The 13042-nt window shown below is 61.3% G+C and carries 16 protein-coding genes and 1 riboswitch; of the genes, 12 read left to right on the top strand and 4 right to left on the bottom strand.

The genetic code is table 11. From position 1 onward, the window contains the following. Window positions 1-74: 74 nt before the first annotated feature. Both GO014_RS18380 and GO014_RS18375 read right to left on the bottom strand, forming a co-directional pair. Window positions 75-707, bottom strand: coding sequence for a tyrosine-type recombinase/integrase (locus GO014_RS18380; protein WP_157291750.1), 633 nt, complete (start codon window positions 705-707; stop codon window positions 75-77). 365 nt (window positions 708-1072) lie between these two features. Next, entirely contained in the window at window positions 1073-1570 is a 498-nt protein-coding gene (locus GO014_RS18375) for a hypothetical protein (protein ID WP_157291749.1), read from the bottom strand. Between GO014_RS18375 and GO014_RS18370 the strand changes: the two genes are divergently transcribed. From GO014_RS18370 to GO014_RS18350, 5 genes are read left to right on the top strand one after another with little or no spacing between them, the layout of a single operon-like run. Beyond that, entirely contained in the window at window positions 1569-2291 is a 723-nt protein-coding gene (locus tag GO014_RS18370; protein WP_157291748.1) for a HupE/UreJ family protein, read from the top strand. The two genes, GO014_RS18375 and GO014_RS18370, sit on opposite strands and share 2 nt — an antisense overlap. A 12-nt stretch (window positions 2292-2303) precedes the next feature. Beyond that, window positions 2304-3065, top strand: coding sequence for a hypothetical protein (locus tag GO014_RS18365; protein WP_157291747.1), 762 nt, complete (start codon window positions 2304-2306; stop codon window positions 3063-3065). Between the two features lie 60 nt (window positions 3066-3125). Beyond that, window positions 3126-3401, top strand: a complete 276-nt coding sequence (locus GO014_RS18360; protein WP_157291746.1) for a metal-sensing transcriptional repressor — start codon at window positions 3126-3128, stop codon at window positions 3399-3401. Window positions 3402-3412: 11 nt separating this feature from the next. Next, window positions 3413-4717 carry an MFS transporter gene (locus GO014_RS18355; protein WP_157291745.1) on the top strand — a complete coding sequence of 435 codons (1305 nt, stop codon included), beginning with the start codon at window positions 3413-3415 and terminating at the stop codon, window positions 4715-4717. Continuing rightward, a complete protein-coding gene (locus GO014_RS18350) occupies window positions 4714-5430 on the top strand; it encodes a HoxN/HupN/NixA family nickel/cobalt transporter (protein ID WP_157291744.1) in 717 nt (238 codons plus the stop codon). Before GO014_RS18355 ends, GO014_RS18350 begins: the two co-directional genes overlap by 4 nt. A gap of 148 nt (window positions 5431-5578) precedes the next feature. On the opposite strand, the gene GO014_RS18345 is transcribed toward GO014_RS18350, so the two are convergent. Continuing rightward, on the bottom strand, window positions 5579-6382 hold the full coding sequence (locus GO014_RS18345; RefSeq protein WP_157291743.1) for a FecR domain-containing protein: 804 nt from the start codon (window positions 6380-6382) through the stop codon (window positions 5579-5581). Between the two features lie 178 nt (window positions 6383-6560). Between GO014_RS18345 and GO014_RS18340 the strand changes: the two genes are divergently transcribed. From GO014_RS18340 to queF, 3 genes are all read left to right on the top strand, one after another. Then, entirely contained in the window at window positions 6561-7136 is a 576-nt protein-coding gene (locus tag GO014_RS18340) for a hypothetical protein (RefSeq protein ID WP_157291742.1), read from the top strand. Between the two features lie 177 nt (window positions 7137-7313). Further along, complete coding sequence (locus tag GO014_RS18335) at window positions 7314-7892, top strand: VUT family protein (protein ID WP_157291741.1); 579 nt, start codon at window positions 7314-7316, stop codon at window positions 7890-7892. Beyond that, complete coding sequence (gene queF, locus GO014_RS18330; RefSeq protein WP_157291740.1) at window positions 7889-8350, top strand: preQ(1) synthase; 462 nt, start codon at window positions 7889-7891, stop codon at window positions 8348-8350. The genes GO014_RS18335 and queF overlap by 4 nt, the downstream gene beginning before the upstream one ends. A gap of 106 nt (window positions 8351-8456) precedes the next feature. Here the strand turns inward: queF and GO014_RS18325 are convergent, their stop codons facing one another. Continuing rightward, a complete protein-coding gene (locus GO014_RS18325) occupies window positions 8457-8735 on the bottom strand; it encodes a hypothetical protein (protein WP_157291739.1) in 279 nt (92 codons plus the stop codon). Window positions 8736-8928: 193 nt separating this feature from the next. Beyond that, window positions 8929-9078, top strand: a riboswitch (FMN riboswitch). A gap of 41 nt (window positions 9079-9119) precedes the next feature. Between GO014_RS18325 and ribD the strand changes: the two genes are divergently transcribed. Genes ribD through ribH form a run of 4 tightly spaced genes read left to right on the top strand, consistent with a single transcriptional unit; the run spans window position 9120 to window position 12441 of the window. Then, complete coding sequence (gene ribD / locus GO014_RS18320; RefSeq protein ID WP_246204732.1) at window positions 9120-10220, top strand: bifunctional diaminohydroxyphosphoribosylaminopyrimidine deaminase/5-amino-6-(5-phosphoribosylamino)uracil reductase RibD; 1101 nt, start codon at window positions 9120-9122, stop codon at window positions 10218-10220. Further along, a complete protein-coding gene (locus GO014_RS18315; RefSeq protein ID WP_157291738.1) occupies window positions 10201-10809 on the top strand; it encodes a riboflavin synthase in 609 nt (202 codons plus the stop codon). The genes ribD and GO014_RS18315 overlap by 20 nt, the downstream gene beginning before the upstream one ends. Further along, window positions 10785-12005: a 3,4-dihydroxy-2-butanone-4-phosphate synthase gene (ribB, locus tag GO014_RS18310; RefSeq protein ID WP_157291737.1), complete on the top strand. Its 1221-nt coding sequence runs from the start codon at window positions 10785-10787 to the stop codon at window positions 12003-12005. The genes GO014_RS18315 and ribB overlap by 25 nt, the downstream gene beginning before the upstream one ends. Then, window positions 11998-12441, top strand: a complete 444-nt coding sequence (ribH, locus tag GO014_RS18305; protein ID WP_157291736.1) for a 6,7-dimethyl-8-ribityllumazine synthase — start codon at window positions 11998-12000, stop codon at window positions 12439-12441. Before ribB ends, ribH begins: the two co-directional genes overlap by 8 nt. Window positions 12442-13042: the final 601 nt, after the last annotated feature.

Here is a 13042-nt window from a genome sequence, read left to right as displayed (position 1 = left end):
ACAGCGCTCGAAGCATGATATTGGTCCGTAAGCGTCTTCGCGTGCGGCCTCACCGAAGGTGGGGCCGCTGATCGTCAGACTTCGGTGTGCTCTGCCAGTTCTAGTGCGTCTTCGACATCAACGCCCAGGTACCGAACCGTGTTCTCAATCTTAGTATGGCCAAGTAGGATTTGCACGGCGCGGAGATTACCGGTGGCCTTATAGATGAGCGAGGCCTTGGTGCGCCTGAGCGAGTGCGTACCGTATTCCTCCTTGCGAAGACCGATAGCCGTCACCCACTCATCCACCAGCCGAGCATATTGCTTGGTGCTCAGGTGGTCGTTTGGAACAGCTCTGCTAGGAAAGGCAAAATCCTCTACCGAGCCTCCTCGCCTTTCGAGCCACGCCAGCAAACTCGCTCTGGCGTCGCTCGTGATCTCGAATTGCACCGGCCGGCCGGTCTTCTGCTGGATCACCATCGCCCTGGCGCGAATGTCATGACCGGTCACCAGTGTGCCGATCTTGAGCTTGACCAGATCGCAGCCGCGCAGCTTGCTATCGATTGCCATGTCAAACAGCGCTCGGTCGCGCATGCGGCCCTCCCGGTCCAGGAAGAACCGGATGGCCCAGATCTGCCGGACCTTGAGCGCTCGCTTTGCGCCGACTTGCCGACCGGCGTTCCACGCCGGCCGACCTCTGGCGGCGGGGTCATATTGTGAGATACCCATTTTCATTCTCCTTTGGCCAACATCGGCCAATCGGAGAACGATTAAGGCGAGCGGTTCATCGGTCGGCGCCGTGCCGCCTCGGAAGAGCTACCCCCTGCCCCACAACCCTCTTCGGCAGCGCCTCCAACGGGGCCGTTTGCGGATAGTCTGCTTTGAGTTGGGAAAACAGCTTTGCTGCCGTTCGTACATCCGGAACCTGGCGATCTGGTTTGGTCTTCATGTGGTGTTCGAGGACGTCTGTCGTCTTTTTTGGGGGGCCGCACAACATGGCCGTGCCGGCGTTCCACAATCGATTGGCTTGCGCTGGTCCTCTGCCTCCTGGCGGCCATCCTGGTCTTTCGCATGGCACGTTGTGGGCGCTGGCGCTATCGGCCTAGGCACCGGCCTTCTGCCATAGAACAGCCACCCTCATAGGCGAACGAAGCCGCGCCGAGGTGGCGCACCTCGTCTTTAGCGCGCATTAACCAGACCGGGGCAAACTTCGAACCATGCGGATATGGCCAATCAGATGGCTGACGGCGCTCGTCGCCCTGGTCTTTGCCTCGCTGCTCGCCACGCCGGTCGTGGCTGCGGCAGCGCATTCGCATGTCATTGGGGCCGTTGTCGAAGCCGTGGAATCGCACGGCCACGTCCATGGTGATGTCGGCGCGGATATCCACGACGCCACCGATCATGCCCATGATGTGCCCCATCATCCGAGTGTCCAGACTGTCGTCTTGGTCCACCTCTCGCCGGATTGGCCCGGCGGCATGGTCTTGGGTATAAAGAGCTCCATCCGGTTCGGCACCGAAAGACCACCTAAAACCTTGCTGTGACCCGCCAGAGGCAAGCCCCTCACGTTCACATGCACGGATCAATTCCATGACCCTCAATCCTCCGTGGGCGATTTGGCCATTCAGGCCGATCGTGACCGCCCTCCTGGCGTTGGCGGCTGCCCTCGCCTTGACCGGCGCCGCTCAGGCGCATGGCGTCGACACATCCGACGCCGGCTACATCGCCGAAATCACCGGCTGGAACCTGCTGCCGTATGTCTATCTGGGCGCCAAGCACATGATCACCGGCTATGACCACATCCTGTTCCTGCTCGGCGTCATCTTCTTCCTCTATCGGATGGAGCATATCGGCATTTATGTGTCGCTGTTCGCCATCGGGCACTCCACCACAATGCTGCTGGGCGTCTATTTCAACTGGGCCATCAGCTCTTATTTCATCGATGCCATCATCGGCCTGTCGGTGGTGTACAAGGCGCTGGACAATATCGGCGCCTTCCAGCGCTGGCTTGGCTTCCAGCCCAATACCAAGGCGGCGACCCTGATCTTCGGCCTGTTCCATGGCCTGGGTCTCGCGACAAAGGTGCTTGAATACGACATGTCGCCGGATGGACTCCTGCCAAACCTTATCGCCTTCAATGTCGGGGTCGAGATCGGGCAACTGCTGGCTTTGGCCGCCATCCTCATCGTCATGGGTTTCTGGCGGCGCACGCGCTCGTTCTGGAAGCTCGCTTATTCTGCCAACGTCGCCATGATGTGCGCCGGTTTCGTGCTGTTCGGATACCAGCTCGTCGGCTTCATAGTCGTGCCCTAAGGATTACTTCCCATGTACAATACCGACTTTCCCAGCAAGGCCGACCTGCCCACGACGGACCGCCTGATCCGCTCGACCGTCATCGCCGGCGTGAGTGCCCTGGCCATCCTCATTACCGTCGTGCTGCCCTCCGAATACGGCATCGACCCCACCGGCTTCGGGCGTCTGACGGGCCTCACCACCATGGGGCAGATCAAGATGCAGCTCGCCGAGGAGGCCGCAGCTGGAGAAGCGTTGAGCGCAGCGGTTGCAGCCGGAACAACCATTCCGAGCCCAACGCCTGCCCCAGCGACAGACACGCAGCAACTGGCGGCGCGGGTCGATGCCCTCGAAAGCCTGATCCTGGAACTGCAGTCGACCCAGCCAACAGTGGCAGTGCCGACTGAGGTCGCTCCCGCACCAGCCGAATTGGCCGCTGCGACTGCTCCCGTTGAAGCGCCAGCGGCCGTTGCCGCGCCGCTCTGGCGCGACGAGGTTACCTTCACCCTCACACCCATGGAGGGGACGGAATATAAGCTGGTCATGCAGGCTGGTGCCGTCGCCACCTATGAGTTCGTCGTCGATGGCGGCGTCATCAACTTCGATGCCCATGGTGAGGGCGAGGGACAGTCCTTGACCTATGAAAAAGGCCGCGGGGTGGCGAGTGACGCTGGTGAATTGATCCCCCCAGTCTCGGGGACGCATGGCTGGTTCTTCCGCAATCGCGGCAGTGACGACGTCGTGGTGACGCTGCGCACAGGCGGCGACTATCAGGAATTTCGCAAGCTGATCTAAGGCCAATCTCTGAAGATCACGACATTGACCTATCCCCCCAGGGGGGATAGGTCTTGGTGCATGACCGAACACATCCACGCCTCGCACCCCGATATCGTCAAACGTCTCAAGCGAGCCGATGGCCACCTGAGATCGGTGATCGAGATGATCGAGACCGGCCGCCCCTGTGTCGATATCGCCCAGCAACTGCATGCGGTCGAAAAGGCCATCCAGCAGGCCAAGAAGACGCTGATCCACGATCATCTCGAGCACTGCCTCGATGACGCGGTCACCCAGGACGGTTCCGTCGACCGTGCCGCCATTGACGGCTTCCGTGAAATTACCCGCTACCTCTAAAGGTTCTCCAGATGCTGGCCGTGCTCGCCAATCGCACCTATCGACACCTGTTCCTGGCCCAGGTCATCGCCTTGATCGGCACGGGTCTCGCCACGGTGGCGCTTGGCCTGCTGGCCTTTGATCTCGCGGGCGCCGATGCCGGCGCCGTGCTCGGAACTGCTCTCGCCATCAAGATGATTGCCTATGTGGGCGTGGCGCCCATCGCATCGGCATTTGCCGAGCGCCTGCCCCGTCGGGCCATGCTAGTGGGGCTCGATCTTGTGCGGGCCGGGGTGGCGGTGCTGCTGCCCTTCGTCACCGAGATCTGGCAGGTCTATGTGCTGATCTTTGTGCTGCAATCAGCTTCGGCCGCCTTCACGCCGACCTTTCAAGCCACCATCCCGGACGTGCTCTCGGATGAGAAGCACTATACGCGGGCCTTGTCGCTTTCGCGCCTAACCTATGACCTTGAAAGCGTGGCCAGTCCGCTGCTCGCCGCAGCGCTCCTGACGGTCATCTCTTTCAACAGGCTCTTTGCCGGGACAGTCATCGGGTTTCTGGCCTCCGCGCTGCTGGTGCTTTCGGTGGTCCTGCCCAGCCCGAAACCCGCTGCACCGCGCGGCATCTATGACCGCACCACCCGGGGCATGCGCATTTACCTCAAGACGCCGCGCCTGCGAGGCCTTCTGGCGCTGACCTTTGCCGTTTCAGCCGCCGGGGCCATGGTCATCGTCAATACCGTGGTACTGGTGCAATCGTCCTTCGGGCTCGACCAACAGGCCACCGCCATTGCCCTGGCGGCCTTTGGTGGTGGCTCAATGGTTGCTGCGCTGGCCCTGCCAAAACTGCTGGACCGGTTCGCCGACCGTCCCGTCATGCTCGCTGGAGCGGGCCTGCTTGTTGCTACAATGCTGGCGGGCAGTGTTGTCGGCGGCTACGGCACACTCCTGGCGCTGTGGTTCGTCATCGGTATCGGCTATGCGGCCACCCAGACGCCGACCGGCCGCCTGATCCGCCGCTCATCCCATCCCGAAGATCGTCCGGCCTTGTTCGCCGCCCAGTTTGCGCTCTCCCATGCCACATGGCTCCTCAGCTATCCGCTGGCCGGCTGGCTTGGGGCGACAGCAGGCATGCAGTTTACGTTCATCGCCATGGCCGCCATTGCGACCTTTGGCGTCGTCGCGGCCACGCGGCTCTGGCCGCAGGGTGACCCGGTCGAGATCGAGCACAGCCATGATGACCTGCCCGCAGGTCACCCGCATCTGGCCGGACATGGCCATCGCCATATCCATGCCTTTGTCATCGACGCCGAGCACGCCAACTGGCCGGGTCGATGACCGATATCCTGGCCTTTCTGGTTGCGCTGCAGGATGATATCCAGCGGTCGGTTGCAGATCAGATCAGCGCCTTCTCGGCGAGCGGTGACTGGCTTGCCCTGCTTGGAGCAATGCCGCTCGCGGTTGTGTTCGGCATGGCCCATGCCCTGACGCCGGGACACAATAAACTGGTTCTCGCAACCTTCGTCCTGGGAGAGCGGCTCGGTCTGCTCAAGGCCTTCGCGACCTCGATGCTGCTCAGCGCTACCCACATCGGTAGCGCTGTCGCCATCGGCTTCGGGGCCAATTGGCTGGTGTCGCGCACTATCACCCAGGCAGGCCGGGCGCCGTTTCTCGAAACAACCAGCCAGGTCTTGCTCGCCGCAATTGCGGTCTGGATGGTCTGGCGCGCCATCTGGCCCACGCGATCGCATGAGCATCCCGGTCTTTTTGCCGTGGCCGCGGGTTTGGTGCCCTGTCCATTGACACTGTTCACAGTGGTGATGGCGACCTCGATGGGATCTCCGGAGGCCGGCGTGATATTTGCCCTGGCGATGCTGGTGGGGGTGGGGAGCGTGCTGTCGCTGGTCGGCTTGGCCGCGCATGTTGGCGCCGCCAGAATGAGCGGACTCGTTGGGCGTTTCGAGCTTGCCGGCCGGGTGATACTCGGCCTTGGCGGCACCATGCTGTTAATGCTGGTTATCACTCCGCATATTCAACGCCTACTTGAGTAGCGAAGGCGTATCCGTGCGGACGGTACCGACGCGATTGTCCCGCCAGACACTGAGCAGAACGAGTGTGTGCGGCGCAGGTTAATGGCCACGATTGGTCGTTCCGGTCCTCCCGCCGACTGATTCCGTTATTATGGCAGATCACCTCCAGCTACTTCTTTCCGTTGCCGCCTGGGTTGCCGTTGCCGTTGCCACCGGCATTGCTGTTTCCGTTGCCGCCAGTGCTGCCGTTATTGTTGCCACCGGCACTGCCGCTACCGTTGCCGCCTGTGTTGCCGTTATTGTTGCCACCGGCATTACTGTTTCCGTGACCGTTACCGTTTCCGCCGGCATTAGCCTTGCCGTTCCCACGGGAATCGCGATCGGGTTTGCCGTTGACTGCGTTCCCGTCAGCGTTGCGAATGACAGGCAACGTAGCGCCGCCGGTTGCGGCAACCTCAAAGCGACCGGAAGGATCCACGGTGGTGGATTGCCCGGGGGTGATCTCGACATAGGTGCCGGTATTCGGGTCCTCCACGCTCACCTGACCGCGATCGAGCGACACACTGGCCCCAGCGCTCGTGCTTCTCACGACAAACTCCGTGCCCTTGACCACTGCGGCCAGATAAAGCGTGAGAATGCCGAAGTGCTTCACGTCCCGTTTTTCCGCCTCTACGGCGATTTGGCCGTAGTGCTGATGAACGTTTGTGAATTTCTCGCCATTCCGATCAATAATCTGGATCATCGAGTGACCAGAGACGTCTATGGCTTCTGCTCCTCGGGTAAGCGTCACCCGACCGTTTCCCAAAGTCTTGATGTAGCTATCGTCCGAGACGATGTCTCCTCGCTGGAGGGGGGCCCAATCTTTTTCCTGAAGAACGAGCACCGAGCCTCGAAGTCGCTCAGCGACCCAGTCATCCGCGTAAGCGACGGTGTTTGCAAAGCAATGGAAAAGGATGGGAAGTGCTATAGCCATTAGGCGATCATGGTGTTTCAAGTTTTATACGGCAGCCGCCGCCCCCTCAACTTTTGCGACGAGGGCGACCTGCTGGTCGTTAATCAAGGGTTGCGATCATGGGCCCGCTTGCATCTGCGCAGCCTGATGGTTTCCGGGCTTTTCGTCAGAAAGCCGCAGTTTTAGCAAAATATGGGTCATGGCAGCTGCGATTCCGTGGATCACCTTCTCAGCGCTGACTCGGACATACGCGGCTTGCGCATGGGTTCCCGGCCGCTCGCCCGCTGATCGGGTCGCGCGATCTGTCGCTCGTGTTCAAGCAGATGCAATCTTTCATTATTTCGGCACGGTAAGTTTACGTGTTGTTGATATCGATTGGGCGCTCGCACTGGAGTTGTCTCATATGTGCCGCCTTCCCATTATCGTGCTTGCTATCAGCTGCCTGTCCGCGCCTGCATTTGCGCAGGAAGAACTGATCACTGACGAATGCGCGCCGACCACGCTCTTTCAAGCCTTTGGCCTTGAAGACGTTGAGGGCTGCGAACCCGATGGCAGTCTTGGTGATGAAGTCGTCGGCGACGAGGACGCAGTCAGCGCCAACCCGGTGGCCGCCGCTGCCAAATTGCCGGGCAACAATCGTGAAGCTGCACTGGCGCATGCGAACGAGAAAAGCAACGGCGCAGTGGAAGCTGCTCACGAACGGCGCAACGATAATGAGGGCCGCGGCAATTCCGGCAGTGACAATGCTGGTGGGAAAGGCGGCGGGCGCCGCTAATTCCAACTAGATATCGGACCGACGACCGGGTTCCTTCGCTCCGCCACGACGTTTTCAGATCGGTCACCGAGCTCCGGCGCCAGTTGGCTTGCTGTGGCTCGCCCCTTGCGAAAAACCTACGACTCCCGCAATGAAAGCTCCGCTCAGGTCTGTGTTGCCTGAAAGCAGGAGAATACCATGTTAGATACGCCTAACCTTCGTTGGAAGGTCGAGGGCCTAGCCCTCATTGCTGCCTTTACCCTGACCGTACCGCTGGCCAACTGGATGATCGGCAATGTTGGAACTGTCTGCGTTCCGGATGGCCCTTGTCTTGTGCCAGTGGCGCCCGGCCTCCTGGCGCCCAGCGGTGTGCTGGTGGCCGGCCTTGCATTTGTCCTCCGGGATTTTGTGCAACAGCGTCTTGGTGCAATCTGGGCCATCGCCGCCATCGTCGCTGGTGCAGCCATCTCAGCCACGATAGCGCCGCCCGCCCTGGTGATTGCGTCGGCCGCAGCATTTCTTGTGTCCGAACTGGCAGACATGGCGGTTTTCACGCCCTTGCGGCGTCGCGGCTTGCTTCTCGCCGTGTTCGCCTCGAGCATCGTCGGGCTCTTTGTGGATACGCTGATCTTTCTGCAACTTGCATTTGGGAACACTGACTTGATGTGGGGTCAGGTTGTAGGCAAAAGCTGGATGGTGGTACTGGCGTTGCCGCTACTTCATCTGTTGCAGACACGCCGCACGTCGGCGGCTCCCATTGAGGGAGCACAGGCATGAGCGAGCAACATCTAGGCCTGAGCCAGCTTGGGCGCGACATTCCGGCACCCACTGACCCCACGACGGCCGTTTTGGAACGCGTGCCCAATCCCCACGAGGATACCGATTACCTGACCCGTTTCACCGCGCCTGAATTCACATCAATTTGCCCGGTCACCGGCCAGCCGGACTTTGCCCATCTGGTCATCGACTACGTTCCAGATAGGTGGCTGGTAGAGTCAAAATCCCTCAAGCTCTATTTGACGGCTTTCCGCAATCACGGGGCCTTCCATGAAGATTGCACAGTCGGGATCGGGCGTCGTTTGGTGGGTCTGCTCGAGCCGCGCTGGCTCAGAATTGCCGGCTACTGGTATCCGCGCGGCGGCATCCCGATTGACGTCTTCTGGCAGACCGGGGCTCCGCCGAGCCATCTCTGGCTACCAGACACTGGCGTTCCCAGCTATCGCGGCCGTGGCTAGGTTCAGTCTGTTAGTGCGCCAACCAAGGCGAGCGTGCAACTGAACCCGGAAATTGACTCGCAGGGCAGTCTCACAACTTGAGGCTGCCCTGCGGGGTTGGGCAATATTACCAGACCCCACCGTCGTCCACCGGCTCCTCAACCGGTTCTTCGATGGGCTCCGACACGGACCCCCCGCCGGCATTGCCCACCTTGCGATCATTTCCCTGGTTTCCGTCAAAGCCGGAAATGCCGCTGCCATTGGTGTGGCTTTGGCCCGGGCCTGCCATGTCAATCAAATCCACAGGAGCAGGCACGTCGCCTGAACCAATGGCCAGTGCGGGGCTGGCGATCGCAATCGCCGCGGCGACCGACAGCGCGGAAGACAGAAGAAGAGACTTTTTCATAAACACCCTCGTAGGACTTCGGCTCAACTCGGCCGGTCTCGCAGTGTCTGGTTAGATTCCCGTACGGTTCCTATTCGAACTAAATCGCTATTGAGATAACTTGCATGCACATGCTCGGGATAAGGGCACGTTGATGCGCCTTCTTGATCTGTTGCCGCCCTTGCTCTAAGTCAGATTGAAGCAGGCTACCTGCTAGTGTTCTCAGGGCGGGGTGAAATTCCCCACCGGCGGTAATTGTGTCTTTGTGCACATCAGCCCGCGAGCGCCCATCCTTCGGGGTGGGGTCAGCAGACCCGGTGTAATTCCGGGGCCGACGGTATAGTCCGGATGGAAGAGAACCGATGATCGTCGACGCGCGCTTTCCGTTCACCGGACAGCGCGTGCTTGTCGTCATTTGCCCTGGAACGCGTCTTTGGTGACGACGGGACGGGCATGGACGAGAGCGCAGTTTACCCCAATCCAGATCTTCCGCCGCGGCCGATCCTGCGCGCCTTTGCGCGTGCGCTGGATTTGGCGCGGGCCCATGAGGGCGCGACGGCGCCGAATCCGCCGGTCGGTTGCGTGCTGCTCGACGCCAATGGGCAGGAACTGGCTGCCGGCGCACATCGGCGGGCAGGCATGCCTCATGCCGAGGCTGACGCCATCAACGAGGCTCGCGCCGCCGGTCTTGCCGATAAAATCGACAGTGTCGTGGTGACGCTCGAACCCTGCAACCACCACGGCCGCACGCCACCCTGCGCAGAAGCCATTCTGGGCACCGGCGCACGCCTGGTCTGGATTGCCTGCCGTGACCCCAATCCTGAAGTCACGGGCGGCGGCGCCGAACGCCTGCGCGCAGCGGGGCTCGATGTGCACTTCTTGTCCGATCTGCACCACCACCCCGAGGCCGCTGTGCTGCTTGGAGAAGCCAACCGGCTGCTCGCGCCATTCGCAAAGCGCAGCCAAGCCGGTCTGCCCTTCATCACCATCAAGCAGGCCATTTCCGCATCGGGAAGCATGGTGCCGGTTGCCGGGCGCAAGACCTTTACCAGCGCTGCATCGCTGGAACTGGCCCATCGTCTGCGGCGTCGAGCCGATGCCATCCTGACAGGCTCGGGGACGGTGCTCGCCGACAACCCCCTCTTTACCGTGCGGCGCGTGCCAGACCATTCGGAAAAGCAACGCATGCTGGTGATTCTGGACGGGCGTCGGCGGGTCACCGAGACCTATTTGGATGCCGCCCGACAGCGCGGCTTTGCCCTGCACCTGGCCGATGACGTGCACCACGCCTTGGAAGCGATTGGCGCGGCGGGCGGCATGGAAGTGCTGGTCGAAGCCGGTCCGAACCTCACCACGCATCTGCTCACAACCGGCCTCTGGGACGAGCATGTCCTGATCGAACAGGCTGCCAATCCCGACGGGACCGACCGGGTGACCGTTCGGCGCAACCTGGTTTCCCAAGCTTATTCACACGGAAAGGAAAAAGATGTTCTCGGGCATCATTGAAAAACGCGCACGCGTCTCTCTGGCCGCGCCCAATGGCGGCTCGCTGGAGATCGAACTTGAGAGCGGATGGGCGGACCTATCGCTGGGCGAGAGCATTGCAGTCAATGGCGTGTGCCTGACAGTCACCCAATTCGATGGCGCCGGCCGCGCCCGTTTCTTCATCAGCCCCGAAACGCTGGCGCGCACCAATCTGGGTGGCCTGGCCGTCGGCCAATACGCCAATCTGGAGCGCGCGGTAACGCTCGACACGCGGCTTTCCGGCCATCTGGTGCAGGGTCATGTCGACGGACTGGCGCGGCTGGTGGAGCGGGTCGAGGCCGATGGCGCCTACAAGCATGTCTTTGTGCTGCCCGACGCCCTTGGACGCTATTGCGTCGAAAAAGGCTCTATCGCCCTCAATGGCATCAGCCTCACCATCAATGGCCTGGACCAGCGGGACGGGGGCGTTGCCGTGCTGGTGACCGTCATCCCCCACACCTGGGAGCACACCAATCTCAACACCCTCGCCATTGGCGACGATCTCAATGTCGAGGTGGATGTCATGGCCAAATATGTGGAGCGCCTATGTCTGCCCTATCTCAAGCCCTGACCCAATTACGCAATGGCGGCATGGTGATCCTGGTCGATGACGAGGATCGCGAAAACGAAGGCGATCTGGTCATTGCCGCTGAGTATGCGACTCCTGAGGCAATCAACTTCATGGCTCGGCATGGCCGTGGCCTGATCTGCCTGGCGCTCACCGGCGAACAGGTCGACCGGCTTGGTCTGCCCCCGATGGTGGCCAATAACCGGGCCCGCCGCTCGACCGCCTTCACCGTGTCCATCGAGGCCGTCGAGGGGATCACAACGGGCATATCGGCACATGACCGGGCCAGAACCGTTGAGGTTGCCGCCGATCCCGAGGTGCGGCCCGCCGATATCGCCTCGCCGGGGCATGTTTTTCCCCTGCGGGCCGCCGACAATGGCGTCCTGGCGCGCGATGGCCATACCGAAGGGGCGATCGACCTCATGCGGTTGGCCGGATTGCGGCCCGCCGGCGTGATCTGCGAGGTCATGCGGGACGACGGGCAGATGGCGCGGCGGCCCGATCTCGAGGTCTTTGCCCGGGAGCACAATCTTCCCATCCTCACCATAAGGGACATCATTGCCCATCGCGTCGCCAACGAGACTTTGGTGGACGAGGTGGCGCGGTCCGAATTGCCCACCGAACACTCGCCGATCCCGCTGGAGGTGCGCGCCTTCCGCAGCCGGTTGGACGGCACCGAGCATCTGGCACTGATCCGCAACCCCCTGGGGCGCACGCCGTTGGTGCGCCTTCACTCGGAATGCCTGACCGGTGATGCACTGGATTCGCTCAGATGCGATTGCGGGCCGCAATTGCAGGAGGCCCTGCGCCAGATCGCCACTGGTGATGGCGGCGCCCTCATTTATCTACGCGGTCAGGAAGGGCGTGGCATCGGCCTTGCCAACAAAATCCGCGCCTATGCCCTACAGGACCAGGGTCACGACACGGTGGAAGCCAATACAGCCCTTGGGTTTGCACCCGATGCCCGCGACTATTGCATTGCCGGGCAGATCCTGCGCGCGCTCGGAATCGAAAGCCTGCGGCTCCTGTCGAACAATCCGGACAAGGCCTTGTCGCTCGAACAGTTCGGCATCGATGTCACCGAGCGCGTGCCGCTCGAAATCCCGGCCAATCCCTACAACTGGCGCTATCTCGCGACCAAGCGGGACAAGTTCGGCCACACCTTCACCCATCAGGAACATGAGAACCAGAATGTCTGAAACCACATGTCGCCTTGCCCTTGTCGTCAGCCAGTTCAATCCCGAGGTCACCCACGGCCTGCGCGATGGTGCACTGGCCTATCTCGCCGAAAACGGCGTTTCGATTGCGCCGGGCCATGTCTATTCGGCGCCTGGCGCCTTCGAAATTCCACTTATCGCCAAGCGGTTGGCGCAATCCGGTTTCGACGGCGTGATTTGCCTCGGCTGCGTCATCAAGGGCGACACGGCCCATTTCGAATATATTAGCGAGGCAACTGCCCATGGCTTGATGCAGGCCGGTCTTGAGACCGACAAACCCATCACCTTTGGTATTTTGACCACCTATACGGACGAACAGGCCATCCTGCGCAGCCGCAAGGACGAGCACAACAAGGGCCGGGAAGCTGCTGCGGCGTGTCTGGAGGCTCTCCATACGATTGCGACCATCGCTCGCTAGGCGGTCTCCTATGATCGACCAGCGCCCTTTGCCTCGCTCCGGTCTACGTTATGTGAGGTGATAGCCGTCAGTCCGCTGACGGGCGCTTGCTAATGCCGGATAAATGGCCGGAATGGGGCGCGTTCCTGCCCAGCAGCTTTGCTTCCACGCACTGTCAGTACGGCGACACTGTGTGACGGTTAACCATGCTGGGCGAATGGACGTGACTTCCGACCCAACAAGTGCCAGCGTTTCCCACGGACATTCCCGTCCACGCCGCCTTGGCAAGGCGGCCGCCAGCCCGACGGCAATCGGACTGACGGCCTGACCAAAGCGGCACCTGCAGGAACAGGAGACCAGCAATGGCTATGGCCATCTATTCGGCGTCGGAGATTCGACGCAACCATTTCCCCCATTTTTGCGCGTTCAGGGTGCCCATACTGGGCTCCGGCAATTTGAGCAAAGCCCTGGTTCTCAGGGATCACAGCTAGGGTCAGGACCCATTAATTTGTTGAGTTGAATGATGAGCAGTGATTCAAGGTGGCAGGAGGTGCTGCCTTGAGTGATTTGCTGATGTTGACGCTGAAACAGATGCGCCGGATCGAGCCGTTCTTTCCGCTGT

Origin of the sequence: Devosia marina (assembly GCF_009758415.1) — a bacterium.
GTDB lineage: Bacteria > Pseudomonadota > Alphaproteobacteria > Rhizobiales > Devosiaceae > Devosia > Devosia marina.
The sequence above is the reverse complement of the archived record's forward strand: the minus strand, read 5'-3'. Positions and strand labels throughout refer to the sequence as shown.

Bases quoted from the DNA above. Each gene is read 5' to 3' on its own strand.
- GO014_RS18370 (WP_157291748.1), top strand. From the start codon at position 1,569: ATGACCCTCAATCCTCCGTGGGCGATTTGGCCATTCAGGCCGATCGTG.
- GO014_RS18365 (WP_157291747.1), top strand. From the start codon at position 2,304: ATGTACAATACCGACTTTCCCAGCAAGGCCGACCTGCCCACGACGGAC.
- ribH (WP_157291736.1), top strand. From the start codon at position 11,998: ATGTCTGAAACCACATGTCGCCTTGCCCTTGTCGTCAGCCAGTTCAAT.
- GO014_RS18340 (WP_157291742.1), top strand. From the start codon at position 6,561: ATGGCAGCTGCGATTCCGTGGATCACCTTCTCAGCGCTGACTCGGACA.
- GO014_RS18380 (WP_157291750.1), bottom strand. From the start codon at position 707: ATGGGTATCTCACAATATGACCCCGCCGCCAGAGGTCGGCCGGCGTGG.
- GO014_RS18345 (WP_157291743.1), bottom strand. From the start codon at position 6,382: ATGGCTATAGCACTTCCCATCCTTTTCCATTGCTTTGCAAACACCGTC.
- GO014_RS18360 (WP_157291746.1), top strand. From the start codon at position 3,126: ATGACCGAACACATCCACGCCTCGCACCCCGATATCGTCAAACGTCTC.
- queF (WP_157291740.1), top strand. From the start codon at position 7,889: ATGAGCGAGCAACATCTAGGCCTGAGCCAGCTTGGGCGCGACATTCCG.
- GO014_RS18315 (WP_157291738.1), top strand. From the start codon at position 10,201: ATGTTCTCGGGCATCATTGAAAAACGCGCACGCGTCTCTCTGGCCGCG.
- GO014_RS18325 (WP_157291739.1), bottom strand. From the start codon at position 8,735: ATGAAAAAGTCTCTTCTTCTGTCTTCCGCGCTGTCGGTCGCCGCGGCG.
- GO014_RS18375 (WP_157291749.1), bottom strand. From the start codon at position 1,570: ATGGAATTGATCCGTGCATGTGAACGTGAGGGGCTTGCCTCTGGCGGG.
- GO014_RS18350 (WP_157291744.1), top strand. From the start codon at position 4,714: ATGACCGATATCCTGGCCTTTCTGGTTGCGCTGCAGGATGATATCCAG.
- ribB (WP_157291737.1), top strand. From the start codon at position 10,785: ATGTCTGCCCTATCTCAAGCCCTGACCCAATTACGCAATGGCGGCATG.
- GO014_RS18355 (WP_157291745.1), top strand. From the start codon at position 3,413: ATGCTGGCCGTGCTCGCCAATCGCACCTATCGACACCTGTTCCTGGCC.
- GO014_RS18335 (WP_157291741.1), top strand. From the start codon at position 7,314: ATGTTAGATACGCCTAACCTTCGTTGGAAGGTCGAGGGCCTAGCCCTC.